The sequence below is a fragment of the Micromonospora chaiyaphumensis genome (assembly GCF_900091435.1).
In the GTDB taxonomy this organism is placed as follows: domain Bacteria; phylum Actinomycetota; class Actinomycetes; order Mycobacteriales; family Micromonosporaceae; genus Micromonospora; species Micromonospora chaiyaphumensis.
Map to the genome: position 1 here is coordinate 389,310 of NZ_FMCS01000005.1, position 26,450 is coordinate 415,759.

A 26,450-nucleotide genomic window follows, 5' to 3' on the forward strand; every position below is an offset into this window, starting at 1 on the left:
TCGACAACCGTGCTTTACGCAGCAGCGAGTGGCGGGGGAGCCGGCGGTCTGACGCCGATCCTCATGATCGCTCTGCTCTTCGGCGTCATGTACTTCATGATGATCCGCCCGCAGCAGAAGCGTCGCCGTGAGGCCGAGCAGATGCAGTCGGCGCTCGGCGTGGGCGACGAGGTGGTCACCATCGGCGGTCTCTACGGCACGGTGACCGGGGTCGAGGACGAGACCGTCCTGCTCGAGGTCGCCCCGGGCGTGCAGACCCGGTACGCGCGCCCGGCGATCGCCCGCGTGGTGAAGCGGGTCGAGGCCCCCGAGGCCGAGACGATCACCGAGGAAGCCGAGCCGGTCAAGGAGTGACCACCGGCCCCGGACGGGGCAGCGGATTCACTCACACAAGTGGATAGTTGGGTCGGCGTTCGACGCCGGCACGCGAGGCACCCCGCGCGACGCCGCCGCGTCGTGCGCCGGGGAGGCGTGCCGTCCGGCGGCGCCGACCCGCCGGAGCAGTCGGGCGGACACCCCCGGCCCGACCATCTCGCCGCTGCCGAAGCGGCGCGACCGTACAGGGAGACAGGACAGCCGTGGCACCACCTCAGGGACAGATGCGCCCCGGACGGCAGCTCGCCGTGCTCGGGTTCATCTTCGTCGTCCTCTATCTTTTGGTGTTCTTCTCGGGCGGCGCCAGCGGTGGCTGGAAGGACCGGCTGGAGCCCCGGCTCGGCCTGGACCTCATCGGCGGCACCCGCGTGACGCTCGAGGCCACCAACAGCGTGGACGGCAAGCCCCCGACTGCCGCCAACCTCGAAGAGGCGCGCCAGATCATCGAGAACCGCGTCAACGCCTACGGCGTGGCCGAGGCCGAGGTGGTCACCGAGGGCAACCGGAACATCGTCATCTCCCTGCCCGGTGAAAACCGGGATCTGACCGACGTCGGCAGCGCCGCCGAGCTGCGCTTCCGCAAGGTGCTCAAGGCCACCGACGGCAGCGGCGCCGCCGCCACGCCGGCCCCGACCGCCAGCGCCACCCCGGCTCCCTCCGGCAGCGCCACCCAGGCCCCGTCCGGCAGCGCGACGCCGCAGCCGTCCGGCAGCGCCGCGCCCAAGGCCACCGCGTCGCCGAGCGCCGGCGGCCAGGGCGGTATGGCCCCGACGCCGAGCGCCAGCGCCGCCGCGCCGACCCCGTCGGCCACGCCGAGCGCCGCCGCGCCGAGCCCGAGCGCCAGCGCCGAGCCCGTGCCGCAGAGCATCGAGCAGCAGCGCAAGGCCGTCGAGCAGAAGGTGGGCGCGCCCGCCTGGGTCGCCGCCTCGGGCCTCCAGGCGCCGGCCGACCTCACCGCCGACCCGTCGCTGGCCGACAAGCTCAAGCCGTTCGGCACGCTCTCCCCGCAGGAGATCGCGGTGCTGCCGGTCGGGATGCAGTTCAACGTCCCGACCATCACCTGCGCCCAGCTCGACAAGCGGCCCGCCGCGTCGATCAAGGACGAGAACCAGCAGGCCGTGGCCTGTGAGTCCGGCGCCAAGTACCTGCTCGACAAGGCCAAGGTTCTCGGCACCGACGTCGACGACGCCAACGCCGTGCTCGACCAGACCAGCTCCTGGGTGGTCAGCCTGAACTTCACGGGCAAGGGCCAGGAGAAGTGGACCGCGCTGACCCGCGAGGCGTTCAACAACGAGGGTCAGGCCTGCGACCAGACCGCGCTCGGCCAGGACGGCAAGTGCCGGGTCGCCGTGGTGCTGGACAACGAGATCGTCTCGTCCCCGGAGATCCAGGGCGTGCTGACCGGTGACTCGCAGATCACCGGCAGCTTCGACAACAAGAGCGCCAACGAGCTGGCCAGCCAGCTGCGCTACGGCGCCCTGCCGGTGACCTTCAACCAGGCGGAGTCGCAGAACGTCACCGCGACCCTGGGTGACAGCCAGCTGCGTGCCGGTCTGCTCGCGGCCGGCATCGGCATGCTGCTGGTCATCATCTACTCGTTCTTCTACTACCGGCTGCTCGGCTCGGTCATCTTCCTGAGCCTGGTGCTCTCGGCGCTGCTGGTCTTCGGCGCGCTGGTGGTGCTCGGCCGGTCGATCGGTTTCACCCTCACCCTCGCCGGCATCGCCGGCATGATCGTCTCGCTCGGTGTGGCGGCGGACTCGTTCGTCATCTACTTCGAGCGGCTCAAGGACGAGATCCGGGAGGGCCGCAGCCCCCGCAGCGCGGTGCCGCGGGCGTGGATCCGGGCCCGCCGGACGATCATCTCGGCGAACGCCATCACCCTGATGTCGGCCGTGGTGCTCTACATCGTCTCGGTCGGCACGGTGAAGGGCTTCGCCTTCGCGCTCGGCCTGGCGACCGTCCTCGACCTGGTCGTGGTGTTCCTCTTCCGCCACCCGATCATGACCATGTTCGCCCGGACCCGGGCGTTCCTGTCCCCGCGGGTCAGCGGTCTCGGCCGGGCCCTGCCGGCCCGGTCGGCCGAGCCGGGCGCCGCCCGCAACCCGCGCGTCAAGGAGGCCTGAGATGGCTAAGAGTGGTCTGGCGTCCCGGCTCTACCGGGGCGAGGCCGATCTCAACATCGTCGGCCGGCGCAAGTTGTGGTTCGCCGTCGCCGGTGTGCTGGTCCTGATCGCGGTGCTCAGCTTCGCCGTCCGGGGCTTCCACCTCGGCATCGAGTTCGCCGGCGGCACCTCGCTGCAGGTGCCGGCCAGCGTCGGTTCCCTGGATGAGACCGAGCGGCAGGTCAACGACGTGCTGCGGGCCAAGGCCGGCGGGGCGGAGGTGGCCACCGCGCAGAAGGTCGGCGGCACCGGTGCCGACCTGTACGAGATGCGCACCTCGGAGCTGACGCCCACCCAGTCGAACGAGGTCAAGACCGAGATCGCCCAGAAGTTCGGGCTCAAGTTCGAGCAGGTCGGTGCCAGCCAGGTCAGCGCGTCGTTCGGCGGCCAGGTCACCGAGCGCGCACTGCTCGGCCTGCTCATCTTCCTCGCGGTGGTCGCGGTCTACCTGATCCTCCGCTTCGAGTGGCGGATGGCGGCCGCCGCGATCGCATCGCTCTTCACCAACCTGGCGCTCACGGCCGGCATCTACTCGCTGGTCGGGTTCGAGGTCACCCCGTCGACGATCATCGGCTTCCTCACGATCCTGGGCTTCGCGCTCTACGACGTGGTGGTGGTCTTCGACAAGGTCCAGGAGAACACCCGGGGCATCACCGCCAACAACAACCAGACCTACGGCGAGGCCGCCAACCTGGCGCTCAACCAGAGCCTCATGCGGTCGCTGAACACCTCGGTGGTCGCGCTGCTCCCGGTCGGCGGCCTGCTCTTCATCGGTGCCGGCCTGCTGGGCGCGGGCACCCTGAAGGACCTGGGTCTGGTGCTCTTCGTCGGTATGGCGGTGGCCTTCCTGACCTCGATCCTGCTGGCCACCCCGCTGCTGGTGCTGCTGAAGAACCAGGACCCGCGGATCAGTGCCCACAACAAGCGGGTGCTGGCCCGCCGGGGCGCCATCGCCCGCGGCGAGGTCACCCCGAAGGGTGCGCCGCGGGCCGCGGCGGCCACCGCCGACGAGGCCATCGACCCCGAGGCGGCCGCCCTGGCCGGCGCCGCCCCGAAGGTCGGCGCCCGGCCGGCGGGCAAGCGCCCCACCGGCGCCCGGGGCGGGCGTCCCGCCGGCGGCGGGGGCAACCGGCCCGGTGGCGCGAAGCGCCGCTGACCGCCCACCCGGTAGAGATCGACCCGGCGGCGTCCGCCATGCTGTGAAAAGCGGCATGACGGACGCCGCCGTCGTTCGAGAGGACATGGGGACGCACGTGACGGAGACCCACACCGCCGGGGTACGGGGAGACAGCGGCCCGGAGGTCGCCCGACTGGTCGCCAGCCGGGTGCTGGACGTGCCGGACTTCCCGAAGCCCGGGGTCATGTTCAAGGACCTCATGCCGCTGTTCGCCGACGGCACCGCCTTCCGCGAGGTGATCGACGGGATCATCGCGTACCACGGGCGGGACTCGTTCGACGCGGTGGTGGGCATCGAGGCGCGCGGGTTCGTGCTGGCCGCGGCCGTCGCGTACGCGACCGGGGTCGGCGTGGTGCCGGTGCGCAAGGCCGGCAAGCTGCCCCGGGCCACCCACTCGGCCTCCTACGCCCTGGAGTACGGCGAGGCGACCCTGGAGGTGCACCAGGACGCCTTCACGGCCGGCCACCGGGTCCTGGTCCTCGACGACGTGCTCGCCACCGGCGGCACCGCCGAGGCCACCCTGGACCTGGTGGAGCGGGCCGGCGGCACGGTGGCCGGCTTCACCGTGCTGATGGAGCTGGGCTTCCTCAAGGGCCGGGAGCGGCTCGCCCCGCGTCCGGTCCATGCCCTGCTGACCGTTTGAGCCGACCGGCCCGTCGGGCGGACCCGGTGCGGTCCGTCCGGCGGAGCGGCGGCGTACCCTGCGTACGGGTAGCATTGCCCTTTGCTTGACCGGCCGGGTGACCGTCCGGTCAGCGCGCGGGGCTGCCGGGGCCGCGAGGTTCCGATGCCCGGTGCGGAACAACTCCGGCCCCTCGGCCGGTTGGACAGGACGTCGGCCGCACGGCCGGCGCACCCCGGCGAGCGGTGAGGAGGCCGGTGTCCCACGATGTCGTCCCTCCGGTGGAGGGCACGGTGCACCCGACAGGCGACGCGGACGGCTCGGTGACCGAGCGGAGCGGCAACTCGCCGGCACCGCTGACCGCGCCCGACGGGAAGGCGGACGGCGGGGCGGTCGTGGTGCCGTTCCCGACCGACGGCGCGGCGGACCCCACGCCGGCCGGCGGCTTCGCCCTCTCCAACGCGCCGACCGGCCGCAGGGTGCGCGCCCGGCTGGCCCGGTTCAACGCGCCCTGGCAGACCTCGCAGGTCAGCGAGGTGCTGGAGCCGCTGATCGCCACCCACCGCGAGAACCACCCGAAGGCCGATGCCCGGCTGCTCCAGCGCGCCTTCGACACGGCCGCGCGCTGGCACTCGGGTCAGTACCGCAAGTCCGGTGACCCCTACATCACCCACCCGCTCGCCGTGGCGACCATCCTGGCGAACCTGGGCATGGACACCACCACGCTGGTCGCGGCGCTGCTGCACGACACGATCGAGGACACCGAGTACACCCTCGACCAGATGCGCGCCGACTTCGGCGGCGAGGTCGCCCTGCTGGTCGACGGCGTCACCAAGCTCGACAAGGTCAAGCTGGGCGACGCGGCCAAGGCGGAGACGATCCGCAAGATGGTCGTGGCCATGGCGAAGGACCCGCGGGTCCTGGTGATCAAGCTGGCCGACCGGCTGCACAACATGCGCACCCTGACCTTCCTGCCCCGCCCCAAGCAGGAGCAGAAGGCCAAGGAGACGCTGGAGATCCTCGCCCCGCTGGCCCACCGCCTCGGTATGAACACGATCAAGTGGGAGCTGGAGGACCTGGCCTTCGGCACCCTGTTCCCGAAGCGGTTCGAGGAGATCAACCGGCTGATCGGCGAGCACCAGCCGCAGCGCGAGGCGCTGCTGCGCCAGGTGACCCAGAAGGTGTCCACCGACCTGAAGGCCGCCAAGATCAAGGCGGAGACCACCGGCCGGCCGAAGCACCTCTACTCGATCTACCAGAAGATGATCGTGCGGGGGCGCGACTTCAACGACATCTACGACCTGGTCGGGGTGCGGATCCTGGTCGACACGGTGCGCGACTGCTATGCGGCGCTGGGCGTCATCCACGCCAACTGGCAGCCGGTGCCGGGCCGGTTCAAGGACTACATCGCCATGCCCAAGTTCAACATGTACCAGTCGTTGCACACGACGGTCATCGGGCCCACCGGCAAGCCGGTGGAGATGCAGATCCGCACCTACGCGATGCACCGCACCGCCGAGTTCGGCATCGCCGCGCACTGGAAGTACAAGGAGCACAAGGGCACCCCGGTGGTCGGCCCGCCGGCGCACATCGACGAGATGACCTGGCTGCGCCAGCTGCTGGACTGGCAGCGGGAGGCGGCCGACCCGAGCGAGTTCCTCGACGCGCTGCGGTTCGACCTGTCCAGCCAGGAGGTCTACGTCTTCACCCCGAAGGGTGACGTCATCCCGCTGCCGACCGGGTCGACGCCGGTGGACTTCGCGTACGCGGTGCACACCGAGGTCGGGCACAAGTGCATCGGGGCGCGGGTCAACGGCAAGCTGGTGCCGCTGGAGTCGACGCTGTCCAACGGCGACGTGATCGAGATCTTCACGTCGAAGTCCGACACGGCCGGCCCGACGCAGGACTGGCTCGGCTTCGTCAAGAGCCCGCGCGCCCGCACCAAGATCCGCCAGTACTTCAACAAGGAGCGGCGCGAGGAGGCGATCGAGGCCGGCAAGGACTCGATCGTCAAGGCGATGCGCAAGCAGGGCATGCCGCTGCAGCGGATGCTCACCTCCGACGCGCTCATGGCGATCGCCCGGGACCTGCACCTGGCCGACGTGGCGTCGCTCTACGCGGCGGTCGGCGACAGCCAGGTCTCCGCCCAGTCGGTGGTGCAGAAGCTGATGGCCGCGTACGGCGGCGAGGAGGGCGCGGCGGAGGATATCGCCGAGACCGCCGTCGCCACCCGGCCGCCGCGCAGCCGGCAGAGCAGCGCCGACCCGGGCGTGGTGGTCCGGGGGGTCAGCGACGTGTGGATCAAGCTGGCCCGCTGCTGCACCCCGGTGCCGCCGGACGCGGTGTTCGGCTTCGTCACCCGCTCCGGCGGGGTGAGCGTGCACCGGGACGACTGCGCCAACGCCGAGGACCTGCGGGCGCAGAGCGAGCGGGTGGTCGAGGTGAGCTGGAAGCTCACCTCGGCCTCGACCTTCCTGGTGGCGATCCAGGTGGAGGCCCTCGACCGGCACAAGCTCCTCGCGGACGTGACCCGGGTGCTCTCCGACGAGCGGGTCAACATCCTCTCCGCGACGGTCACCACCACCCGGGACCGGGTGGCGGTGAGCCGGTTCAGCTTCGAGATGGCCGACCCGAAGCACCTCGGGCACCTGCTGGCCGCGGTCCGCAAGGTCGACGGCGTCTTCGACGCCTACCGGGTCACCTCGGGCGCCTGACCCAGGGCACACACGAAGGAAGCGCCCGCCGGCGGATGCCGGCGGGCGCTTCGTCGTCGTGCGGGCGGGTCAGGCGCCCTGGATGTCGCTCATGCTCAGCTTGTTGATGACGATCTCCTTCTTCGGGTGACCGCCACCGGCCTGCTGGGCGAAGGCGCCGTCGTCACCGGCCGCCGCCACCTGCTTCACGAGGTCCATACCGCCGGTGATGGTGCCCAGGACCGTGTAGTTCGGGTCGAGCTGGGAGTCGCCGTAGACGATGAAGAACTGGCTTCCCGTGCTGCCCGGCTGGCCGGAGTTGGCCATCGCGATGACGCCCTCCGGGTACGGGGGCCGCTTGTCGGTGGGCAGGTTCTCCTCGCCCACGTTGTAGCTCGGGCCGCCGGTGCCGTCGGTCTCCCGCCAGCCGTTGCCGGTCGCGCTCGGGTCGCCGCACTGGAGCACCTTGATGCCCTCGGTGACGAGCCGGTGGCACTTGGTGTTGTCGAAGAAACCCTTGCTGGCCAGGTGGGTGAAGCTGCCCGCGGTGCACGGCACCAGGCTGCGGTCGAGCTTCGCGGTGATCGGGCCCAGGTTGGTGTCGATCGTCATCGTCTGGGTGCCCTTGTTGGCCTGCTGGGTCGTGGGCAGCCCGACGTCCTTGATCTGCTTCGGGCGCCCCTCCTTGGGGACCTCGTTGTACGCGCACTGGGAGAACCCCTCGGCGCCCGCGGTGTTCTGCTTGTTGTCGTCACCGCCGAGCGAGGTGGCGAGCCAGACGGTGCCCGCCACGACGAGCACCAGCACGGCCGCGGCGCCGACGATGGCCTGGGTCTGCCGGCGCTTGCGGGCCTTGGTGGCGCGCTCGGCCATCTCCCGCTCGAGGCGGGCCCGCGCCGCCGCGCGCTGCCGCTCTCTCGTGGACGTCACGGTCACTCCTCACATGCTTCTCGGGTACGGCGGTGCTCGCCGCTGCTCAGGGTGGGGCGGGGTCAGCCGGCGCTGGGGCTCGCCGCAGGCGCGCTCGTGGCGGCCGGTGCGGCGTTCGGCTCGCCGACGGTGAGGCTCTGGATCACCACGTCCGTCTTCGGCTTGACCTTGGCGCCACTCCCATTGTCCACGGTCGGCAGGGCACCGATCTTCTCCAGCGTGTCGAGGCCTCCGGTGACCTTGCCGACGACCGTGTAGGCCGGGGTGGCCGGAGCGAAGTCCTTGAAGAAGATCAGGAACTGGCTGCCGTTGCTGCCGGGCGGGTTGCCGATCATGGCGACGGTGCCCTTCGGGTACGCCGGGGGCTGGGCCGGCGCCGGCGAGGCGGACGGGCTGGCCTCCGGCGTGGTGGGGACGTTCTCGTTGTAGAACGAGTAGGTCGGGCCGCCCAGGCCGCTTCCGCTCGGGTCACCGCAGCGCAGCGCCCCCTCGGTGGTGATCTCGTGGCACTTGGTGTTGTCGAAGAACGACTTGCCGACCAGGAACGAGATGCTCGCCGCGCCGCACGGGGCGGCGGCCAGATCCAGGTCGGCGGTGATCGGGCCGCCCTGGTTGGTGGTGACCGTCATGGTGCGGGTGCCGGAGGTGGGCAGGCCCGTGGTGGCCGGGGTGCCCACGTCCTTGAGGTTGGTGTTGGCCGTGGCGTCCTGCGGCGTCCAGAGGCAGGTCTCCTCGGCAGCCGGCTTCTTCGGATCGGAGTCGAAGGCGCCGAGCGCCCAGGCCGAACCGACCACGATGAGCGCGAGCACCACGGCGGCGCCGACGCCGGCCTGGATCTGCCGGCGGCGCTTCGCGGCCGCGGCCCGCCGGGCGAGCTGCCGGTCGAGCTTGGCCCGCGCCAGTTTGCGCTGCCGGTCCCTGCTGGAAGCCACCCGTGCTCCCCTTCCTCTACCCTGGTCCTCGCCGGCGCCGGGCGCTGCCCGCCCGCGGTCGCGGGGGTGCGCCACGCCACACGCCCGCCAGAGTGTACGGGTACCGGCTGGGAAAGTGGTGTACGAGGTCCGGCCTCGGTTTATCGGGCGTTGTCACTGTGCCTGCCGGGGCGACTGGGGCCGGTGGTCGGCGAAACCCGGTCGCCCGTGCGGCTAGGCTGCACACAGGGACGACGAAACCGGACGGAAGGGGAGCGGACGTGCTCGTGGCCGGCTTTCCCGCGGACGCCTTCGGCACCAACTGCTACGTGGTGGCCACCGCGCCGGGGGAGCAGTGCGTGGTGGTCGACCCCGGCATCGGGGTGCTCGACCGGCTCGACGCCGTGCTCGCCGAGCACCGCCTGCACCCGGCCGCCGTGCTGCTCACCCACGGCCACCTCGACCACACCTTCTCGGTGGCCCCGGTCTGCGGCGCGCGGGGCATCCCGGCATACGTCCACCCGGAGGACCGGGAGCTGCTGGCCGACCCGGCCAAGGCGCTCTCGATGGACCTCACCCAGCTCTTCGGCGGGCGGCTGCCCTACGCCGAGCCGGACGACGTGGCGGAGCTGACCGACGGCGCGACCCTGTCGCTGGCCGGGTTGGAGATCACCGTCGACCACGCTCCCGGCCATACCGGCGGGTCGGTGCTGTTCCGGCTGCCCGGCGCCGGCTCGCCCTGGGAGGCCGAGCAGATCTGCCTCTCCGGTGACGTGCTCTTCGCCGGCTCGATCGGCCGCACCGACCTGCCGGGCGGCAGCATGCCCCGCATGCTGGCCAGCCTCCGGGAGAAGGTCCTCCCGCTGGCCGACGACACCGTCGTCCTGCCCGGCCACGGCCCGCAGACCACCATCGGCCGCGAGCGCGCGACCAACCCGTACCTCGTCGAGGTGTCGGGCACCGGCGGCGCGCGCCCGGCCGCGCCCGCCCGCGGCCTGTAGCCGCACCCACGACCTCCCCGCGCGGTCCGCGCGGGACGCAAGGAGTACGCCATGAGCAAGCCCACGCCCATCTCCGGCTTCCCGGAGTGGACGCCCGCCCAGCGGATGATCGAGCAGTTCGTGCTCGAGCGGATCCGGGCCACCTTCGAGCTGTACGGCTTCGCGCCCCTCGAAACCCGCTCGGTCGAGCCCCTCGACCAGCTGCTGCGCAAGGGGGAGACCTCGAAGGAGGTCTACGTGCTGCGCCGCCTCCAGGCCGACACCGACGGCCCGGCCGGCGACGACGCGCTCGGCCTGCACTTCGACCTGACCGTGCCGTTCGCCCGGTACGTGCTGGAGAACGCCGGCAAGCTCCAGTTCCCGTTCCGCCGCTACCAGATCCAGAAGGTGTGGCGGGGCGAGCGCCCGCAGGAGGGGCGCTACCGGGAGTTCCTCCAGGCCGACATCGACATCGTCGACCGGGACACCCTGCCGGCCCACTACGAGGCCGAGATGCCGCTGGTGATCGGTGACGCGCTGCGCTCGCTGCCGATCCCGCCGGTGCGGATCCAGGTCAACAACCGCAAGATCTGCGAGGGCTTCTACCGGGGCGTCGGGCTGACCGATCCGGAGGCGGCGCTGCGCGCCGTCGACAAGCTCGACAAGATCGGCCCGGCGAAGGTCGCCGAGCTGCTGGCGGAGACCGCCGGGGCGAGCGAGGCGCAGGCCAAGGCGTGCCTGGCCCTCGCCGAGATCTCCGCGCCGGACGCCTCGTTCGCCGACGCGGTGCGCGCCCTCGGGGTGACCGACCCGCTGCTCGACGAGGGCATCGCCGAGCTGACCGCGGTGGTGGAGACCGCCGCCGCGCACGCGCCCGGTCTCTGCGTGGCCGACCTGCGGATCGCCCGGGGCCTGGACTACTACACGGGCACGGTCTACGAGACGCAGATGATCGGCTACGAGCGGTTCGGCTCGATCTGCTCCGGCGGCCGGTACGACAACCTGGCCAGCTCCGGCAACGTCCGCTTCCCCGGCGTCGGCATCTCGATCGGGGTGACCCGGCTGCTCGGCCTGCTCTTCGGCGCGGGCGCACTGTCGGTCTCCCGGGACGTGCCGACCTGCGTGCTGGTCGCGGTGAACGCCGAGGAGGAGCGGGCGGCCAGCAACAAGGTCGCCGAGGCGTTGCGCTCCCGGGGCATCCCGACCGAGGTGTCGCCGAGCGCGGCCAAGTTCGGCAAGCAGATCCGGTACGCGGAGCGGCGCGGCATCCCGTACGTCTGGTTCCCCGGCGCCGAGGGCGACGAGGTGAAGGACATCCGCTCGGGCGAGCAGGTGGCCGCCGCGGCGGGGGAGTGGACGCCGCCCCGGGCCGACCTGAAGCCGCTGGTGGGGCCGGCCGCCGCTGGCGCCTGACGACGATTGGACCTACGGTGGCGTAAGTTACGCCACCGTAGGGAGATCGCCGTGACCGTGCTCAGCCAGACCGCCCTGCTCCTCGAACTCGAACCCGTCGTCGAGAAGAACCTCGACCGGCACCTGTCGCTGGCCAAGGAGTGGTTCCCGCACGAGTACGTGCCGTGGAGCGAGGGGCGGACCTTCGCCGGCCCGCTCGACGGCGAGCCGTGGACGGAGGCGGACTCGACGCTGCCCGAGGTGGCCCGCACCGCGCTGATCGTCAACCTGCTCACCGAGGACAACCTGCCCTCGTACCACCACGAGATCGCGACGCTGTTCGGGCGGGACGGCGCGTGGGGGACCTGGGTGCACCGGTGGACCGCCGAGGAGGGCCGCCACGGCACGGCCATCCGTGACTACCTGACGGTGACCCGGGCGGTCGACCCGGTGGCCCTGGAGCGGGCCCGGATGACGCACATGTCGGCCGGCTACGTGAACGCCCACGACGACGAGGTGCTGCACTCGCTGGCGTACGTCTCGTTCCAGGAACTGGCGACGCGGATCTCCCACCGCAACACCGGCCGGGCGACCGGCGACCCGGTCTGCGAGGCGCTGCTGGCCCGGGTGGCGGCCGACGAGAACCTGCACATGGTCTTCTACCGCAACCTGCTCGGCGCCGCCTTCGAGCTGGCCCCGAGCCAGGCCATGCGGGCCGTGGCCGACGTGCTGGCCGACTTCCAGATGCCGGGTGTGGGCATCGAGGGCTTCGCCCGCAAGTCGGTGGCGATCGCCCTGGCCGGCATCTACGACCTGCGCCAGCACCGGGACGAGGTGGTGGTCCCGGTGCTGCGCCAGTGGAACCTGTTCGAGGCGACCGGGCTGGACGCCGACGGCGAGGCCGCCCGCGACCAGATCGCCGCCCAGCTGGAGAGCCTGGAGACCCAGGCGGCCCGGTTCGAGGAGAAGCGCGCGGCCCGCGACGCCCGCCTCGCCGCGGCGCGCTGAGCGCGGGCGGCTCAGGCGGGCTGGTCGAGGGGGAAGAGCAGGCAGCTCGACGTGGCGTGGGCGACCAGCCGGTCGCGCGCGTCGGTCAGCCGGGCCTCGGCCAGGGCGGTGCGGCGGCCCCGCTGGAGCACGGTGCCCTCGCAGCGCAGGGTGCCGCTGGCGACGGTGACCGGGCGGAGGAACTTCACGTTCAGGTCCAGCGAGGTGTAGCCGACGCCGGCCGGCAGGGTGGTGTGCACGGCGCACGCGGCCGCGGTGTCCAGCAGCGTGGAGAGCACGCCGCCGTGCACGGTGCCCAGCGGGTTGTAGTGGAACTCCTGCGGCACCAGCTCGACCGCGACGCGGCCCTCGTCGGCCTCCATCCGGGACATGTCGATGAGGTGCATGACGGGCGGCGCGGCGAGTTCCCCGGCGATCATCGCGCGCAGCAGCTCCAGGCCGCCGCGCCGGCCGATGTGGGCGGCCCCGGCGACCGGGTCGGACCAGGTGAACGTGCGGCTGCGCTCCTGCGTCTGTGTCATGGACTCAGCCTCGCAGCGCGTTGCTGAGTCTGTCAATCAGACCTAGCCTGGTCGGCATGAGACCCGCGGCACTGGACTGGTCGGTGGAGAACTGCACGATCGCCCGCGCCATGGAGGTCCTCGGCGAGCGGTGGACCCTGGTCGTGCTCCGGGAGGTCTTCAACGGCGTGCGCCGTTTCGACGACATGCGGGTGCGCACCGGCATCCCCCGGCAGGTGCTCACCAACCGGCTGGCCATGCTGGTCGAGCAGGGGGTGCTGCGCCGGGAGCCGTACCGGGAGCCGGGCAGCCGGCTGCGGCACGAGTACCGGCTCACCGACAAGGGCCTCGACCTCTGGCCGGTGCTCGTGGCGGTGCTCGGCTGGGGCGACCGCTACCTGGCCGACCCCGACGGGCCGCCGCTGGCCGTGGCCCACCGCGACTGCGGCGCCGAGGTCCGGGTGGCGCTGCGCTGCGCCGAGGGGCACGAGGTGACCGACCCGCGCGACGTGCTGCCGCGCCCGGGCCCGGGCGCCCGCCGCCGGGGCTGAGCGCATCGGCCGGCTCTGACAGCCGATGTCGATGATGTTGCTTCGCGGTTACATCGTGCGGCCCCGCGAATTCGGGCAAAGCCACGTCTTGCTTACGATCTTAAATATGTGAATACTTGGGTCGCCCGGCCGGTTTCCCCAGGTCGGCCGGGTTGTCCCCGGGCACGTCCGCATGACAGTGCCCGTCACCCCCATCCGGAGGTTGTTACATGCGACCCACGAGGTCCACGCTCCGCCGCGCCGTTGTCGTCGCTGTGGCCGGCACCCTGGTCACCGGATCGCTCCTCGGCGCACCCGCCCAGGCGGCCCCCGCCTCGCCGGCGTCCCCCGACGCCGCCGCCGCCCTCGCCACGAAGCTCGGTGACCGGGCCGCCGGCGCGTACGCCGACAGCAGCGGCACCATGGTCGTCGCGGTGACCGACGCCGCGGCCGCCCGCCAGGTCCGCGCCGCCGGCGCCACCCCGAAGCTCGTCACCCGGGGCGCCGACAAGCTCAGGGCCGCGACGAGCGAGCTGGAGCGGTCCGCCAAGATCCCGGGCACCGCGTGGTGGACCGACCCGGCCACCAACCAGGTCGTCGTCTCCGTCGACAGCACCGTCACCGGCGCCAAGCTGGAGCGGGTCAAGGCCGCCGCCGCCCGCACCGGTGGCGCGGTCCGGATCGAGGCCGAGGCCGGCGTGCTGAGCACCCGGATCTCCGGCGGCAACGCCATCTACGCCGGCGGCGGCGGGCGCTGCTCGCTCGGCTTCAACGTGCGCGCCGGCAGCACCTACTACTTCATCACCGCCGGGCACTGCACCAACATCTCGTCGAGCTGGTACAGCAACTCCGCCCAGACCAGCCTGCTGGGCAGCCGCTACGGCACCAGCTTCCCCGGCAACGACTACGGCATCGTGCGGTACAGCAACCAGACCACCGCGCAGCCGGGCAACGTCTACCTCTACAACGGCAGCTACCAGGACATCACCGCCGCGGGCAACGCGTACGTGGGCCAGAGCGTGCGGCGCTCCGGCAGCACCACCGGCGTGCGCAGCGGCTCGGTGACCGCGCTCAACGCCACCGTCAACTACGCCGAGGGCAGCGTCTCCGGCCTGATCCGCACCACCGTCTGCGCCGAGCCCGGTGACAGCGGCGGCTCGCTCTTCGCCGGCAGCACCGCGCTGGGCCTCACCTCCGGCGGCAGCGGCAACTGCTCCTCCGGCGGCACCACCTACTTCCAGCCGGTCACCGAGGTGCTGAGCCGCTACGGCGTCAGCGTCTACTGATCGACCGCACGCGAACGGGCCGCCGGGCGACCGGCGGCCCGTTCCGCGTCTCCGGCCACCGGCACCGCACCCCGCCGGCGGGGTGGGTCAGGTGACCGGCGCGTCCGGCCGGGCGGGGTCGGTCACCGGCGGGTCCGGTCGCCGTGCCGACCAGCGGCGGTGCGCCCGGCGGGCGGAGAGGACGGCGGCCAGCGGCCAGAGCGCGACGGCGAGCGCGGCCACCCGCTCGGCAAGCCCGGTCCGGGAGCCGCCGGTCACCTCGACGACGAACCAGCCGAAGAGGACCAGCAGCAGCGCGGTCGCGGCCAGCGCCACCGGGCGGCGGAACGCCCACGGCGGTGTGCCGGCGGGCGAGGCGGCCACGCCGCGCGGCACGGCCCGGGGCAGCCGCAGCGCCGACCCGGCCGGCCAGAGCGACAGGGCGAGCACCGCGATCGTGGCCACCGTCCCGTGCGCCGGTGAACCGCCCACCTGCGGGCGGGGAAAGGCGATGAGCGCGATGGTGGCCATCCCGCCGAGCGCCAGCAGGAACCGGCTGGGCAGCCCGGCCGCGTGCAGGACCAGCGCCGTGCCCAGGTAGCAGCAGCCGAGCAGCACGAGGCAGCCCGCCATGAGCCACGAGTCGGTGGCGCCCTCGCCGGCCAGCTCACTGATCGTGTCGCGGACCGGGTCGTAGCCGGGCGGCTGCCGGGCGCCGGCCACCGTCCAGCCCGCCACCAGCAGGACGGGCGCCGCAGCGGCCGTGGCCACGGCCCAGCTCGGTACGGCACGCACCCGGCCACCGTAACCGCCCGGACCGGCCCCGGCCCGGGGTTCGTCCCGGCCCGTCCCGCCGGGTGCCCGGGAGCCGGCCCGCCCGCCCTGACAGAATGCGGGGAGCAGACGTGGACCAGATGAGGAGACGCAAGCCGTGATCCGTACCCACAATGCCGGAAGCCTGCGCGCCGCGGACGCCGGCTCGACGGTGACGCTCGCCGGGTGGGTGGCCCGCCGGCGCGACCACGGCGGTGTCATCTTCGTCGACCTGCGCGACGCCTCCGGCGTCGTGCAGGTGGTCTTCCGCGAGGAGGACGCGCACGCGCTGCGCAACGAGTTCTGCGTCAAGGTGACCGGCGAGGTGACCCGCCGCCCCGAGGGCAACGAGAACCCCGACCTGCCGACCGGCGAGGTCGAGGTGACCGCCACCGCGCTGGAGGTGCTCTCCGAGGCCGCCGCGCTGCCGCTGCCGGTCGACGACCAGATCGAGGCCGGCGACGACATCCGGCTCAAGTACCGCTACCTCGACCTGCGCCGCGGCGGCCCGGCGAAGGCCATGCGGCTGCGCTCGCGGGCCAACCAGCTCGCCCGCGCGGTGCTGCACGAGCGGGACTTCCTGGAGATCGAGACGCCGACGCTGACCCGCTCCACCCCGGAGGGCGCCCGCGACTTCCTGGTCCCGGTGCGCCTCCAGCCGGGCAGCTGGTACGCGCTGCCGCAGTCGCCGCAGCTGTTCAAGCAGCTGCTCATGGTCGGCGGCATGGAGCGCTACTACCAGATCGCCCGCTGCTACCGGGACGAGGACTTCCGCGCCGACCGGCAGCCGGAGTTCACCCAGCTCGACATCGAGATGTCCTTCGTCACCGAGGACGACGTGATCGACCTCGGCGAGGCGATCGTGTCGGCGCTCTGGTCCGACCTGGCCGGCTACGAGATCCCCCGGCCGATCCCGCGGATCACCTGGCACGACGCCATGTCCCGGTACGGCTCCGACAAGCCGGACCTGCGCTACGGCGTCGAGCTGACGGAGCTGACCGACTACCTGCGCGGCACCGAGTTCCGGGTGTTCGCCGGCGCCATCGACGCGGGCGGGTACGTGGGCGCCGTGGTCATGCCGGGCGGCGCGAGCCAGACCCGCAAGGAGCTGGACGGCTGGCAGGACTGGGCCAAGGCGCGCGGCGCGCGGGGCCTCGCCTACGTGGTGCTCGACGCGGAGACCGGTGAGCCCCGCGGCCCGGTGGCCAAGAACCTCTCCGAGGCGCACCTGGCCGGCCTGGCCGACGCGGTCGGCGCGAAGCCGGGCGACGCCGTCTTCTTCGCCGCCGGCACGAACGCCCGGGAAGCGCAGGAGCTGCTCGGCGCGGCCCGCATCGAGATCGCCAAGCGGGCCAAGCTGGTCGACGAGAGCGCCTGGGCGTTCTGCTGGGTGGTCGACGCGCCCATGTTCGAGAAGACGGACGAGGGTGGCTGGACCGCCGTCCACCACCCGTTCACCTCGCCGAACTCCGAGTGGGTGGACCGGTTCGAGGAGGCGCCGGACCGGGCGCTGGCCTACGCGTACGACATCGTCTGCAACGGCAACGAGATCGGCGGCGGCTCGATCCGTATCCACCGCGGCGACGTGCAGCAGCGGGTGTTCGACCTGCTCGGCATCACCGCCGCGGAGGCGCAGGACAAGTTCGGCTTCCTGCTGGAGGCGTTCAAGTACGGCGCCCCGCCGCACGGCGGCATCGCGTTCGGCTGGGACCGGGTCTGCATGCTGCTGGCCGGCGCCGAGTCGATCCGTGAGGTCATCGCCTTCCCGAAGACCCGCGGCGGCTTCGACCCGCTGACCGGCGCGCCGACGCCGATCACCGCCCAGCAGCGCGCGGAGGCGGGCATCGACGCCAAGCCGAAGGCCCCGACGGGCCCGCACGCCGGCACCGCCGGCCCGGCCGCCCCGGTGGCCGACCCGACCTGATCCGCCACTCCTCGCCGTCGATCATGAGGTTGGCCGGGGCCGTCCCGGTCTCCTCATGATCGGCGTCTGCGAGGGGTGGTCGGGAGAGCCGAGCAGCTCAGGACGGCCGGCGTGCGGAGTGGGCGCGGATGAGTCCCTCGACACCGCGGAGGAAGGTCTCGGAGATCAGCGCCGGGTCGAAGAGGCAGCCGGCCGCCATGGCGCCGTCGCGGAGCATGACGAACTGCCGCGCGGCCGCCTCGGCCTCGGTTTCCTGGATCCTCGCCAGCACCGTGTTGATCGTGTCGAGGAACCACTGTCGGTGCGCGAGGACGGCCTGGTGCACAGGATGGTCCGGGTCGGGATACTCCGCCACGGCGTTCAGGAAGGCGCAGCCGCGGAAGCCGGCGGACCGGATGTCCCGGGCGATCGACTCCGCGACGGCCCGGAGGGCGTCGGTCGCCGGCAGGTCGGCGGCGAGGGCCAGGTCCACCTGGTTACGAATGGCGTGATCGGCCGCCCGCAGATAAGCGAGGACGAGATCCTCCTTGCCCGGGAAATGGCGGTAGAACGTGGCCCGGGTCACCTTCGCCTCGGCGATGATCCGATCGACACCGACCGAGTGGATTCCCTCCGCGTAGAAAATCCTGGTCGCGGTGGCGAGAAGCCGCTGCCGCGCCTCGGACGGGCGGGCGCCGGATTCACTGCGTGCCATGAGCCCACCCTAACGAACAGAACGTTCGGTCCCCGCTCCCGACCGGCAGGTGGGTAGAACGTTCGGTCTTGACGAGGCGCCGTCCGGTCGCTACCTTGACCAGGAGACAGAACGTTCGTTCTACCTGGTGGTGTTCCGGCCGCCCGCCCTCCCGGTCGCGGCCCCCTCCGGCGCCACCGAAAGGATGACCATGACCACCGTTGCCGCCCCCGGCATCTCGACGACGGCGTCCGCCCTGCGGCGGCTGTACTTCGTCCGCTTCGCCTTCGCCGTCGTCTGGGCCGGCGTGGCGTTTGCGCTCGCCGGAGACCTCGACCCTCTCGCCGTCACGCTCTTCGTGATCTACCCGCTGTTCGACGTGGCCGCCGCCGTCGTCGACGCCCGCGCGTCGCGTGCCACCGGGTCGCCCGCCCTGCTGTACGTGAACATCGTGGTCAGCCTGCTCGCCGCGATCGGCCTGGCCGTCGCCGGCACGTCCGGCATCCCGGCGATGCTGCGCGTCTGGGGTGGCTGGGCGATCGTCGCCGGGCTGGTGCAGTTGATCGTGGGTGTGACCCGTCGCAGCATGGGCGGCCAGTGGCCGATGATCATCAGCGGTGGGCTCTCCGTGCTCGCCGGCGGGTCGTTCGTCGCGGCCGCCTCGGCGGACAACCCGGCGCTGGCCAACGCGATCGGCTACGCCGTCCCCGGCGCCATCTTCTTCCTCATCTCGGCCGTCCGCCTCGGCCGCGCCGCGAAGGTGAGTTGACCCGGCGAACGGCCGCTGACCGCAGGTCGCCGGGTCACGCCTCGGAGTCGCGATCGCCGGACGCCGACTCCTCCCGCGCGACCGACGAGGCGGAAGGCTCCAGCGGCCGTCCCCGGCTCAGCAGCGCGTCGAGTAACGCGACCAGGGCCAGCACTCCGGCCACCACGCTCAGCCCGACCATCGGTGCCCAGCGGGCCAACGCCGGCGTGAACAGCAGCAGGGCCGCCAGGCCGATCACCCGGGACTCGGAGACCCGGCCGAAGATCTCGTACTCCAGCAGCGTACGGGCGACGAGGAACAGCACCGGGCCGCCGACCACGAACAGGAGCAGACCGGGCCGCGGCGGCCCGAACGGATGATCGATCACCAACTCGTAGCCGACCGCGGTGACGAGCACGCCGAGCACGATCAGCAGGTGCGCCCGTTCCGACACCGTGCCCAGCCGGCCGGGCATTCCCGCCCGGCCCAACGCCTCGGGCAGCAGCAGGCCGGCGCGGTGGAAGTAGATCCGCCAGAGCAGCGCGCTGGTGGCGAACGCGACCCCGAAGGCCGCGGCCCGCACGGGGGAGTAGTCCGTGCCGCCGAAAACCATGCTGATGACCAGGATCGTCTCGCCGAGTGAGACGAGGAACATCTGTTGGTGGCGATCGGCGAGATGTGTCCCGGCGATCCGCCAGCGGTGCACCGCCGAGGCTCCGAGCCGCGGCACCGGCCAGCCCAGGGCCCAGGCGAGGTAATCGACAGCGAGGGCGGCAGCCCACAGCGGCAGGCGAAGTGCGTCGGGGCCCAACGCGCCGGCCAGCCAGAGCGGCGCGCTCGCCGCGGCCCATGCGGCAAGCCGGAACGGCACCAGACGTCGCGGGTGGCCACGCAGCGCGGCGGCGACCACCAGCGGTCGCACCACCATCACCACCAGGTACGCGGCCGCGAACGGCAGCGCTCGCTCCTCCAGGGCGCGTGGCAGCGTCACCGCCATGACCAGGCCGGCGAACATGGTGCCGACGACGACGGCCTGGATGATCGACCGTTCTGGTTCGTAGCGACTGGTGATCCAGACGGTGTGGGACCAGATCAGCCAGAGCGCCAGGAAGAGCAGCAGGGTGCGGCCGAGCCCCGCGACGAGCGCCCAGCCGGTGTCATCGCTCAGGTCGACGAACCGTTGCGTGACCCGGGTGAGGGCCACGACGAAGGCCAGGTCGAAGAAGAGTTCCAGGAAGGTGGCACGACCCGAACTCGCGGGAGGGCGCAGCAGGCCGGCACCTCGTCCCGTCGCCATCGTCGCCTCCGTCCACCCTCGCCGCACCAACGAGCCAGCCGCGGGACACGTCGCGTCGGCCTCGGCGGCGTCGCCCGCACCTCGCCGCGCGCCCGCTGGCCGACCTGATCCTCACTCGATGAAGCGCCCGCGCCATGATGGCGCGGGCTTTCGACGTCTGGAGGACGGGATGAACCTGCTCGTGGTGGGGGCCAGCGGCTTCCTCGGCGCCGAGGTGTGCCGGCAGGCGGTCGCGGCCGGGCACCGGGTGGTCGGCACGTACCACTCGGCCGCGGTCGCGGTGCCGGGCGTCGCGGCGCGCCGGCTCGACGTCACCGACCGGGCCGCGGTCCGCGCGCTGCTGACCGAGGTACGCCCCGACGCCGTCGTGGCCACCCCCTACCGGTACGGCGACTGGGCGGTCACGGCGGACGGGGCGGCCCACATCGCGTGCGCCGCCGCCGAGGTGGGGGCGCGGCTGGTGCACCTGTCCAGCGACGCGTTGCACGCCGGCCGGCCGACGCCCTATCTGGACGACGACGTGCCCACGCCGGTGAACGCCTACGGCGCGGCGAAGGCGGCCGCCGAGACGGCGGTGCGGGCGGTGGATCCGGGGGCGCTGCTGGTGCGGACCTCGCTGATCGTGGGGGAGGGAAGCAAGCAGATCCAGCTCTGCCGGGACGCCCTGGCCGGCCGTGCCGTCCTCTTCACCGACGAGGCCCGCTGCCCGGTGCACGTGTCCGACCTCGCCGCGGCGGTGCTCGAACTGGTGCCCACCGACCTGGCCGGTCCGCTCAACGTGGCCGGCCCGGAGGCGGTCAGCCGCGCCGGGATGGGGCTGCTCGTGGCCCGTCAGCTCGGTCTCGACGCCGGCGCGCTCGCCACGACCACCACCGCCGCGCTGGGCCGACAACACCCCGGAGAGGTGCGCCTCGACTCGTCCCGGGCGGCCGGGTTCCTGCGTACCCGGCTGCGGGGGATCACCGAGGTGCTGGCCTAACCTCATGCACAATTTCTGTGCACAACTCTTGTGCACAGAAATTGTGCACAGATACTGTGCAGTGCATGGAGAACGAGGGCTCGCGTCCCGAGCCGCGCGAGGTGCGGCTGGACCATCGACAGGCGCGGGTGCTGGCCCACCCGCTGCGGATGCGCCTGGTCGGCGCGCTGCGGGTGAAGGGCCCGTCCACCGCCACGGCGCTGGCCGGGATGCTCGACACCAACACCGGCGCCACCAGTTACCACCTGCGCCAGCTCGCCGAGGTGGGGCTGGTCGTGGAGGACCCGGACCGGGGCACCGGCCGGCAGCGCTGGTGGCGCGCCGCGCACGACGTCACCAACTGGGAGCCGACCGACTTCGACGACGACCCGGACGCCCGCGCCGCGATCGACTGGATCCAGGGTGACCAGGTGCGTCTCCTGGCGCAGCACGCCGAGCAGTGGTTCGCCACCAAGCACGAGTGGGCGCCGGCCTGGCGGGACGCCTTCGGCATGAGCGACATCTTCATGACCGTCCCCGCCGACCGGCTGGAGGCGATCACCGCCGAGGTCTGGGCGTTGCTCGAACGCCACCGGGCCGAGGCCGACCCGGCCGAGCCCGGCGCCGAGCCGGTCCAGATCTTCCTCGCCACCTACCCGCTGCCCAAGGAGTTCCGGTGACCGCGCTCTCCGTACGCCAGGTCCGGTTCCGCTACCTCACCCTCTACGGCCTGCGCTGGCTGCCCACCGGCCTGCTCACCCCGGTGATGATCCTGCTCATGCAGGAGCGCGGCCTGTCGCTGTCGCAGATCGGCCTGGTGGCCACCGCGCAGGGCCTCGTCGTGCTGGCGCTGGAGCTGCCCACCGGCGGCCTCGCCGACGCCCTGGGCCGCAAGCCGGTGCTGGTCGTCGCCTGGGTGGTCTGCCTGGCCTCGCTGGTGCTCTTCGCGGTGGCCGACACCTTCTGGATGTTCTTCCTGGTCTGGGCGTTGCAGGGGATCTACCGGGCGCTCGACAGCGGCCCGCTCGAGTCCTGGTACGTCGACGCCACCCTGGCCGCCGACCCCGAGGCCGAGTACGAGCGCGGGCTCGGCTGGGCCGGCACCGTCATCGGCGTCGCCATCGGCGCCGGCGCGCTGCTCGGCGGCGGCCTGGTCGCGCTCGGGCCGGTCGGGCCGCTCAGCGCGCTGACCCTGCCCGTGCTGGTGGCCATCGCCCTCCAGGCCGCCGCGCTGGTCGCGCTCACCGTGCTGCTGGTGGAACACCGGCCGGCCCGGGGCGCCGCCGCGGTGCGGGCCTCGGTCGCCGAGGCGCCCCGGATGGTCGGCCAGGCCGTCGGCCTGCTGCGCCGCAACCGGGTGCTGCTCGCCCTGGTCGCCGTCGAGCTGTTCTGGGGCTTCGGCATGATCACCTTCGAGTCGCTGCTGCCCGTGCGCCTGGCCGAGGTGGTCGGCGGCGCCGACCGGGCCGCCGCGCTGCTCGGCCCGGCCAGCTCGGCGGCCTGGCTGGCCAACGCGGCCGGCGCCGCACTGACCCCGCTGCTGCTGCGCCGGCTCGGCGCCGCGCCCGCCGCCGCGCTCATGCGGATCCTCCAGGGCGTCACCGTGGTCGGGATGGGCCTGCTCGCCGGCCCGGTCGGCGTGCTCATCGCCTACCTGGCCTGCTACACCGTGCACGGCGCGTCGAACCCCCTGCACATGGGGCTGCTGCACCGGCAGGTCGACGGTCCCTACCGGACCAGCGTGCTCTCGCTGAACTCGATGATGGGCCAGCCGGCCGGCGCGCTCGGCGCCGTGGTGCTGACCGCCCTGGCCGACGCCACCAGCGTCACCGTCGCCATGCTGGTCGGCGCCGTGGTGCTCGCCGTGGCCGCCCCGCTCTACCTGCCCGCCTGGCGGGCCGGGCGCCGGGCGGCGGAGCCCGGCGCGGCCGAGCAGCGGCCCGGTGACTCGGCCGCCGGCCCGGGGCTCCCCGGCCCGGCGCTGGACCCCGCCGGCCCGGTGGACCCGGTCCCGGCCGCCGCCGCGGCACCCGCGCGGTCGGACTGAGCGGAGGCGGCGGGTGGATACCGACGCCGCGGCCGGGCAGGGCGATATGGCCGGCGGGTCAGCCCAGGTGGACCGAGGTGCGGGGCTCGGTGCCGGCGTAGCCGAGCCGGCGGTAGAGCCGGATCGCCCCCACGTTGGCGGTGTACACGCCGAGCGCCACCTGGCCGTGCCGGGCCAGCAGGGCACGGGTCATCCCGGCGGTGAGCGCCGCGCCGAGCCCGCGACCCCGGCGGTCGGGCGCCACGGTCAGGCCGGCCAGGAAGCCGATGTCGCCCCGGCTGCGGTCGGCGCCGCAGGCCACCAGGCGGTCGCCGTCGCGGATGCCGTACCAGTCGACGACGCGCGGGTCGCCCGGGCGGGAGGTCGTGCTGGGGAAGGCCTCCTCGATCAGCGCGGCCAGCGCGGGGTGGTCGGCCTCGGCGAGGCGGACCACCCGCTCCTCCTCCGGCTGCTCCGGCGGCGCGGCGGTGGTCCAGAGGAAGTCCCACTCGTCGAGCCGGGCCACGGTGAGCCGGTCGGCCACCTCCGCGGGGTCCGTCCGCGGCAGGTGAAGCCACTGGCCGGCCCGCAGCGTCCCGTCCGCCACCAGGCCCGCGAAGACGTCCAGCGCCGGCCCGGGCGCCCCGAGCGCACCGCCGGCCGGCCCGTGCTCCGGCGGGAGCAGCCAGCCGACCGCGCCGTCCCGCCGCCAGCCCCGCGCCTCCTGGTCGCGCCAGAGGGCGTGCCGGGCGTACGGGTGGTGGCCGGTGGCGGCGAGCAGGGTGTCCCGGCCCCGCAGGACCTGGTCGGCAGTGATCATACGGCCAGCCTACGAGAGGAGATTTCCATGACCCCCGTCCGCTCCGTACGACCGGTGCGGCTGCCCGGTTCCCGCTGCGTGCTGCGCGAACTGGGTGACGCCGACGTCGCGTCGCTGTACGCGCTGATGACCGACCCGCGCGTCTTCGACCGGGTGCTCGACGAGCAGCCGCCCTCCTCGGACGACCTCCGGGACGCCGTGTCGGCGTGGCGGGCCGAGGCCGACGGCGACCCGCGACCGGTGTACCGGCTGGCCGCCGTGGAGGGCGACCGGCTGGTCGGGATGGGCACCCTGACCGTGGAGAGCCCGCAGCACCGGCGCGGGGAGATCGGCTATGTGGTGCACGCCGACCACTGGGGCCGGGGTCTCGGCGGCGAGATCGCCGGCCTGCTGCTGCGGCTCGCGTTCGAGCAGGTGGGCCTGCACCGCGTCGAGGCGACCACCCGGCCCGACCACGTCGCCTCGGTCCGGGTACTGGAGAAGGCCGGCCTGCGGCCGGAGGGGATCAGCCGGGACCACCTGCTGGTCCGCGGCTCCTGGTGGGACTCGGCCCGGTACGCGATCCTCGCCACCGACCGCTGACGCGACCCGCTGTCCGCCGAGCGGGCGTTCCACGGTGGAGATTGACGAACAGACCGATTGGGTACATCCGTCGCCGACCTACTGGGACCCCCCACCGGAGGAACGACCATGCTCGCCATTCTCGCGGCCATCGTGTTCGGCTTCGCCCTGTTGATCGACTTCCTGAACACGAATCTCGGCGCGCCCGACCTGTTCAACACCCACACCCTCATGCTCATCGGCTTCCTGCTGCTCTCCCTCTACCTGGCCGGGGTGGGCTCCGGCCCGCGCGGCGCCGGCGGCGGCCGCTGGTATCGGGGCCGGCGCCCGGGTCGCGGCTGACCGGAAACGACCACCCGGGCCGGGCCGGCGGCGCGATTCCAGCGCCGTCGGCCCGGCCCGGTACTGTTCTCGTGATGGAATCCGACGCCCTCTTCACCCTCGGCGAGCCCGCCGGTGCGCCCAGCGCCTCCGCGGGTTCCGGCGGCGTCGACGGGTTCACCGCCGCCGCGGCGGATTCGCCGCTGCCCGTCCGGATGCGGCCGGCCAGCATCGACGAGCTGGTCGGTCAGGACCACCTGCTCGCCCCGGGCGCGCCGCTGCGCCAGCTGGTCGAGTCCGCCGCCCCGATGTCGGTGATCCTCTGGGGGCCGCCCGGCAGCGGCAAGACCACCATCGCGCACCTGGTGGCCCGGGCCACCGACCGCCGCTTCGTCGCCATGTCGGCGCTGACCGCCGGGGTGAAGGACGTCCGGGCGGTCATCGAGACGGCCCGCCGCCAGCGCCGCGCCGGTGGCCCGCCGACCGTCCTCTTCATCGACGAGGTGCACCGCTTCAGCAAGACGCAGCAGGACTCCCTGCTCGCCGCCGTCGAGGACCGCACGGTCACCCTGCTCGCGGCGACCACCGAGAACCCGTACTTCTCGGTCATCTCGCCGCTGCTGTCCCGCTGCGTGCTGCTGACCCTCCAGCCGCTGGACGACGACGCCGTCCGCGGCCTGCTGCGCCGCGCGGTCGCCGACGAGCGCGGGCTGGGCGGCGCCCTCACGCTGGCGACCGACGCCGAGGACCACCTCGTCCGCCTCGCCGGCGGCGACGTCCGCAAGGCGCTCACCGCGCTTGAGGCGGCGGCGGCCACCGCGACCGCGCGCGGCGCCGACCGGATCGACCTCGCCGTCGCCGAGCAGGCGGTCGACGTGGCGGCCGTCCGCTACGACCGCGACGGCGACGCCCACTACGACGTGACCAGCGCGTTCATCAAGAGCATGCGCGGCTCGGACGTGGACGCCGCGCTGCACTGGCTGGCCCGGATGCTGGTCGCCGGGGAGGACGCCCGCTTCATCGCCCGGCGCATGGTGATCTTCGCGAGCGAGGACGTCGGCATGGCCGACCCCACCGCGCTGACCGTCGCCACCGCGGCCGCGCACGCCGTGGAATACGTTGGCCTGCCCGAGGCCCAGCTGAACCTGGCCCAGGCGGTCATCCACCTGGCCACCGCCCCGAAATCCAACTCGGCCACCACCGCCATCGGCGCGGCCATCGCCGACGTGCGGGCCGGCCGCGGCGGGGCGGTGCCACGCGGGCTGCGCGACTCCCACTACGCCGGCGCCCGGGGCCTCGGACACGGCGCCGGCTACCGCTACCCCCACGACGACCAGCGTGGGGTGGTCACCCAGCAGTACGTCCCGGACGACCTCGTCGGGACCGACTACTACCAGCCCAGCGGGCACGGCGCGGAGCGGGCGGTGGCCACCCGGCTCCCGTTGCTGCGCCGGATCGTGCGCGGGCTGCCCGCGCCGCCGGCGCGGGCCGAGGCCGCGGTGAGCGGCGGCCGCCCGGCGGACGCCGCGCGGGCCGACGGCGTGAACGAGGGCGGCAGCGACGCCGTCGGGGAGGGTCAGCAGTGATGGCGCGTGGTCCGGAGCGGCCGGCGGACGGCCCCGACGAGCGGCGGGACCCACGTGCCAAGGGCCGCCGGTGGGGGCGGGGCAGGACCGACGCCGAGCCGGCCGAGGCGACCGCCGGCGAGGAGTTCGGCTGGATCGACGACCTGCGGACGGCCAAGCAGCAGCGCAGCGACCT

The 26,450-nt window shown here is 73.2% G+C and carries 25 protein-coding genes; 18 read left to right on the top strand and 7 right to left on the bottom strand.

What is annotated here, in order from left to right:
- Positions 1 to 9 precede the first annotated feature (9 nt).
- The 5 genes from yajC to GA0070214_RS16405 all read left to right on the top strand — a co-directional run bounded on the left by yajC (position 10) and on the right by GA0070214_RS16405 (position 7,053).
- Complete coding sequence (gene yajC / locus GA0070214_RS16385; protein WP_187399590.1) at positions 10 to 354, top strand: preprotein translocase subunit YajC; 345 nt, start codon at positions 10 to 12, stop codon at positions 352 to 354.
- Positions 355 to 578: 224 nt separating this feature from the next.
- Entirely contained in the window at positions 579 to 2,501 is a 1,923-nt protein-coding gene (secD, locus tag GA0070214_RS16390) for a protein translocase subunit SecD (RefSeq protein WP_208602796.1), read from the top strand.
- Between the two features lies 1 nt (position 2,502).
- A complete protein-coding gene (secF, locus tag GA0070214_RS16395; protein WP_091263699.1) occupies positions 2,503 to 3,696 on the top strand; it encodes a protein translocase subunit SecF in 1,194 nt (397 codons plus the stop codon).
- A gap of 97 nt (positions 3,697 to 3,793) precedes the next feature.
- Positions 3,794 to 4,360: an adenine phosphoribosyltransferase gene (locus GA0070214_RS16400; protein WP_091263701.1), complete on the top strand. Its 567-nt coding sequence runs from the start codon at positions 3,794 to 3,796 to the stop codon at positions 4,358 to 4,360.
- Between the two features lie 260 nt (positions 4,361 to 4,620).
- On the top strand, positions 4,621 to 7,053 hold the full coding sequence (locus GA0070214_RS16405) for a RelA/SpoT family protein (protein ID WP_208602806.1): 2,433 nt from the start codon (positions 4,621 to 4,623) through the stop codon (positions 7,051 to 7,053).
- Between the two features lie 69 nt (positions 7,054 to 7,122).
- On the opposite strand, the gene GA0070214_RS16410 is transcribed toward GA0070214_RS16405, so the two are convergent.
- Both GA0070214_RS16410 and GA0070214_RS16415 read right to left on the bottom strand, forming a co-directional pair.
- Positions 7,123 to 7,962 (bottom strand): peptidylprolyl isomerase, encoded by an 840-nt coding sequence (locus GA0070214_RS16410; protein ID WP_091263705.1) that lies wholly within the window; start codon positions 7,960 to 7,962, stop codon positions 7,123 to 7,125.
- A gap of 62 nt (positions 7,963 to 8,024) precedes the next feature.
- Positions 8,025 to 8,894 carry a peptidylprolyl isomerase gene (locus tag GA0070214_RS16415; protein ID WP_091263707.1) on the bottom strand — a complete coding sequence of 290 codons (870 nt, stop codon included), beginning with the start codon at positions 8,892 to 8,894 and terminating at the stop codon, positions 8,025 to 8,027.
- Between the two features lie 260 nt (positions 8,895 to 9,154).
- Here GA0070214_RS16415 and GA0070214_RS16420 point away from each other — a divergent pair, with 260 nt between their 5' ends.
- Genes GA0070214_RS16420 through GA0070214_RS16430 form a run of 3 tightly spaced genes read left to right on the top strand, consistent with a single transcriptional unit; the run spans position 9,155 to position 12,253 of the window.
- Positions 9,155 to 9,874: an MBL fold metallo-hydrolase gene (locus tag GA0070214_RS16420; RefSeq protein WP_091263709.1), complete on the top strand. Its 720-nt coding sequence runs from the start codon at positions 9,155 to 9,157 to the stop codon at positions 9,872 to 9,874.
- Between the two features lie 51 nt (positions 9,875 to 9,925).
- Positions 9,926 to 11,266 carry a histidine--tRNA ligase gene (gene hisS / locus GA0070214_RS16425; protein ID WP_091263711.1) on the top strand — a complete coding sequence of 447 codons (1,341 nt, stop codon included), beginning with the start codon at positions 9,926 to 9,928 and terminating at the stop codon, positions 11,264 to 11,266.
- A gap of 51 nt (positions 11,267 to 11,317) precedes the next feature.
- Positions 11,318 to 12,253, top strand: coding sequence for an acyl-ACP desaturase (locus GA0070214_RS16430; RefSeq protein ID WP_091263713.1), 936 nt, complete (start codon positions 11,318 to 11,320; stop codon positions 12,251 to 12,253).
- A gap of 11 nt (positions 12,254 to 12,264) precedes the next feature.
- On the opposite strand, the gene GA0070214_RS16435 is transcribed toward GA0070214_RS16430, so the two are convergent.
- On the bottom strand, positions 12,265 to 12,774 hold the full coding sequence (locus GA0070214_RS16435; protein ID WP_091263715.1) for a PaaI family thioesterase: 510 nt from the start codon (positions 12,772 to 12,774) through the stop codon (positions 12,265 to 12,267).
- Positions 12,775 to 12,830: 56 nt separating this feature from the next.
- On the opposite strand from GA0070214_RS16435, the gene GA0070214_RS16440 reads away from it, so the two are divergent.
- On the top strand, positions 12,831 to 13,304 hold the full coding sequence (locus GA0070214_RS16440) for a winged helix-turn-helix transcriptional regulator (RefSeq protein WP_091263717.1): 474 nt from the start codon (positions 12,831 to 12,833) through the stop codon (positions 13,302 to 13,304).
- 209 nt (positions 13,305 to 13,513) lie between these two features.
- On the top strand, positions 13,514 to 14,569 hold the full coding sequence (locus GA0070214_RS16445) for a S1 family peptidase (protein WP_091263719.1): 1,056 nt from the start codon (positions 13,514 to 13,516) through the stop codon (positions 14,567 to 14,569).
- An 87-nt stretch (positions 14,570 to 14,656) separates the two neighbouring features.
- Here GA0070214_RS16445 and GA0070214_RS16450 read toward each other — a convergent pair whose 3' ends face one another.
- Positions 14,657 to 15,343 (bottom strand): DUF998 domain-containing protein, encoded by a 687-nt coding sequence (locus tag GA0070214_RS16450; RefSeq protein WP_244167735.1) that lies wholly within the window; start codon positions 15,341 to 15,343, stop codon positions 14,657 to 14,659.
- Between the two features lie 136 nt (positions 15,344 to 15,479).
- On the opposite strand from GA0070214_RS16450, the gene aspS reads away from it, so the two are divergent.
- Positions 15,480 to 17,285, top strand: a complete 1,806-nt coding sequence (gene aspS / locus GA0070214_RS16455) for an aspartate--tRNA ligase (RefSeq protein ID WP_091263724.1) — start codon at positions 15,480 to 15,482, stop codon at positions 17,283 to 17,285.
- Positions 17,286 to 17,382: 97 nt separating this feature from the next.
- On the opposite strand, the gene GA0070214_RS16460 is transcribed toward aspS, so the two are convergent.
- Positions 17,383 to 17,979 (bottom strand): TetR/AcrR family transcriptional regulator, encoded by a 597-nt coding sequence (locus GA0070214_RS16460; RefSeq protein ID WP_091263725.1) that lies wholly within the window; start codon positions 17,977 to 17,979, stop codon positions 17,383 to 17,385.
- Positions 17,980 to 18,169: 190 nt separating this feature from the next.
- Here GA0070214_RS16460 and GA0070214_RS16465 point away from each other — a divergent pair, with 190 nt between their 5' ends.
- Positions 18,170 to 18,727: a hypothetical protein gene (locus GA0070214_RS16465; RefSeq protein ID WP_091264037.1), complete on the top strand. Its 558-nt coding sequence runs from the start codon at positions 18,170 to 18,172 to the stop codon at positions 18,725 to 18,727.
- Between the two features lie 34 nt (positions 18,728 to 18,761).
- On the opposite strand, the gene GA0070214_RS16470 is transcribed toward GA0070214_RS16465, so the two are convergent.
- On the bottom strand, positions 18,762 to 20,003 hold the full coding sequence (locus GA0070214_RS16470; protein ID WP_091263727.1) for a low temperature requirement protein A: 1,242 nt from the start codon (positions 20,001 to 20,003) through the stop codon (positions 18,762 to 18,764).
- A gap of 169 nt (positions 20,004 to 20,172) precedes the next feature.
- Between GA0070214_RS16470 and GA0070214_RS16475 the strand changes: the two genes are divergently transcribed.
- The 3 genes from GA0070214_RS16475 to GA0070214_RS16485 all read left to right on the top strand — a co-directional run bounded on the left by GA0070214_RS16475 (position 20,173) and on the right by GA0070214_RS16485 (position 23,008).
- The gene (locus tag GA0070214_RS16475; RefSeq protein ID WP_091263729.1) at positions 20,173 to 20,982 is read left to right on the top strand and encodes a sugar nucleotide-binding protein; all 810 of its coding nucleotides are present in this window, start codon (positions 20,173 to 20,175) and stop codon (positions 20,980 to 20,982) included.
- A 65-nt stretch (positions 20,983 to 21,047) separates the two neighbouring features.
- The gene (locus GA0070214_RS16480) at positions 21,048 to 21,641 is read left to right on the top strand and encodes a winged helix-turn-helix domain-containing protein (protein ID WP_091263730.1); all 594 of its coding nucleotides are present in this window, start codon (positions 21,048 to 21,050) and stop codon (positions 21,639 to 21,641) included.
- Complete coding sequence (locus GA0070214_RS16485) at positions 21,638 to 23,008, top strand: MFS transporter (RefSeq protein ID WP_091263732.1); 1,371 nt, start codon at positions 21,638 to 21,640, stop codon at positions 23,006 to 23,008. Before GA0070214_RS16480 ends, GA0070214_RS16485 begins: the two co-directional genes overlap by 4 nt.
- Positions 23,009 to 23,066: 58 nt before the next feature.
- Here the strand turns inward: GA0070214_RS16485 and GA0070214_RS16490 are convergent, their stop codons facing one another.
- Positions 23,067 to 23,807: a GNAT family N-acetyltransferase gene (locus GA0070214_RS16490; protein ID WP_091263734.1), complete on the bottom strand. Its 741-nt coding sequence runs from the start codon at positions 23,805 to 23,807 to the stop codon at positions 23,067 to 23,069.
- A 27-nt stretch (positions 23,808 to 23,834) separates the two neighbouring features.
- Between GA0070214_RS16490 and GA0070214_RS16495 the strand changes: the two genes are divergently transcribed.
- The 3 genes from GA0070214_RS16495 (at position 23,835) to GA0070214_RS16505 (ending at position 26,275) form a co-directional block, all read left to right on the top strand.
- Positions 23,835 to 24,389, top strand: a complete 555-nt coding sequence (locus tag GA0070214_RS16495) for a GNAT family N-acetyltransferase (RefSeq protein ID WP_091263736.1) — start codon at positions 23,835 to 23,837, stop codon at positions 24,387 to 24,389.
- A gap of 108 nt (positions 24,390 to 24,497) precedes the next feature.
- Positions 24,498 to 24,710 (top strand): hypothetical protein, encoded by a 213-nt coding sequence (locus GA0070214_RS16500; RefSeq protein ID WP_091263738.1) that lies wholly within the window; start codon positions 24,498 to 24,500, stop codon positions 24,708 to 24,710.
- Positions 24,711 to 24,784: 74 nt separating this feature from the next.
- On the top strand, positions 24,785 to 26,275 hold the full coding sequence (locus GA0070214_RS16505) for a replication-associated recombination protein A (RefSeq protein WP_091263739.1): 1,491 nt from the start codon (positions 24,785 to 24,787) through the stop codon (positions 26,273 to 26,275).
- The last annotated feature ends 175 nt before the right edge of the window (positions 26,276 to 26,450 follow it).

Excerpts from the sequence above, each read along its gene's own strand:
- secF (WP_091263699.1), top strand. The coding sequence starts at position 2,503 with ATGGCTAAGAGTGGTCTGGCGTCCCGGCTCTACCGGGGCGAGGCCGAT.
- hisS (WP_091263711.1), top strand. The coding sequence starts at position 9,926 with ATGAGCAAGCCCACGCCCATCTCCGGCTTCCCGGAGTGGACGCCCGCC.
- GA0070214_RS16435 (WP_091263715.1), bottom strand. The coding sequence starts at position 12,774 with ATGACACAGACGCAGGAGCGCAGCCGCACGTTCACCTGGTCCGACCCG.
- GA0070214_RS16440 (WP_091263717.1), top strand. The coding sequence starts at position 12,831 with ATGAGACCCGCGGCACTGGACTGGTCGGTGGAGAACTGCACGATCGCC.
- GA0070214_RS16445 (WP_091263719.1), top strand. The coding sequence starts at position 13,514 with ATGCGACCCACGAGGTCCACGCTCCGCCGCGCCGTTGTCGTCGCTGTG.
- GA0070214_RS16460 (WP_091263725.1), bottom strand. The coding sequence starts at position 17,979 with ATGGCACGCAGTGAATCCGGCGCCCGCCCGTCCGAGGCGCGGCAGCGG.
- GA0070214_RS16465 (WP_091264037.1), top strand. The coding sequence starts at position 18,170 with ATGACCACCGTTGCCGCCCCCGGCATCTCGACGACGGCGTCCGCCCTG.
- GA0070214_RS16470 (WP_091263727.1), bottom strand. The coding sequence starts at position 20,003 with ATGGCGACGGGACGAGGTGCCGGCCTGCTGCGCCCTCCCGCGAGTTCG.
- GA0070214_RS16475 (WP_091263729.1), top strand. The coding sequence starts at position 20,173 with ATGAACCTGCTCGTGGTGGGGGCCAGCGGCTTCCTCGGCGCCGAGGTG.
- GA0070214_RS16480 (WP_091263730.1), top strand. The coding sequence starts at position 21,048 with ATGGAGAACGAGGGCTCGCGTCCCGAGCCGCGCGAGGTGCGGCTGGAC.
- GA0070214_RS16490 (WP_091263734.1), bottom strand. The coding sequence starts at position 23,807 with ATGATCACTGCCGACCAGGTCCTGCGGGGCCGGGACACCCTGCTCGCC.
- GA0070214_RS16495 (WP_091263736.1), top strand. The coding sequence starts at position 23,835 with ATGACCCCCGTCCGCTCCGTACGACCGGTGCGGCTGCCCGGTTCCCGC.
- GA0070214_RS16500 (WP_091263738.1), top strand. The coding sequence starts at position 24,498 with ATGCTCGCCATTCTCGCGGCCATCGTGTTCGGCTTCGCCCTGTTGATC.
- GA0070214_RS16505 (WP_091263739.1), top strand. The coding sequence starts at position 24,785 with ATGGAATCCGACGCCCTCTTCACCCTCGGCGAGCCCGCCGGTGCGCCC.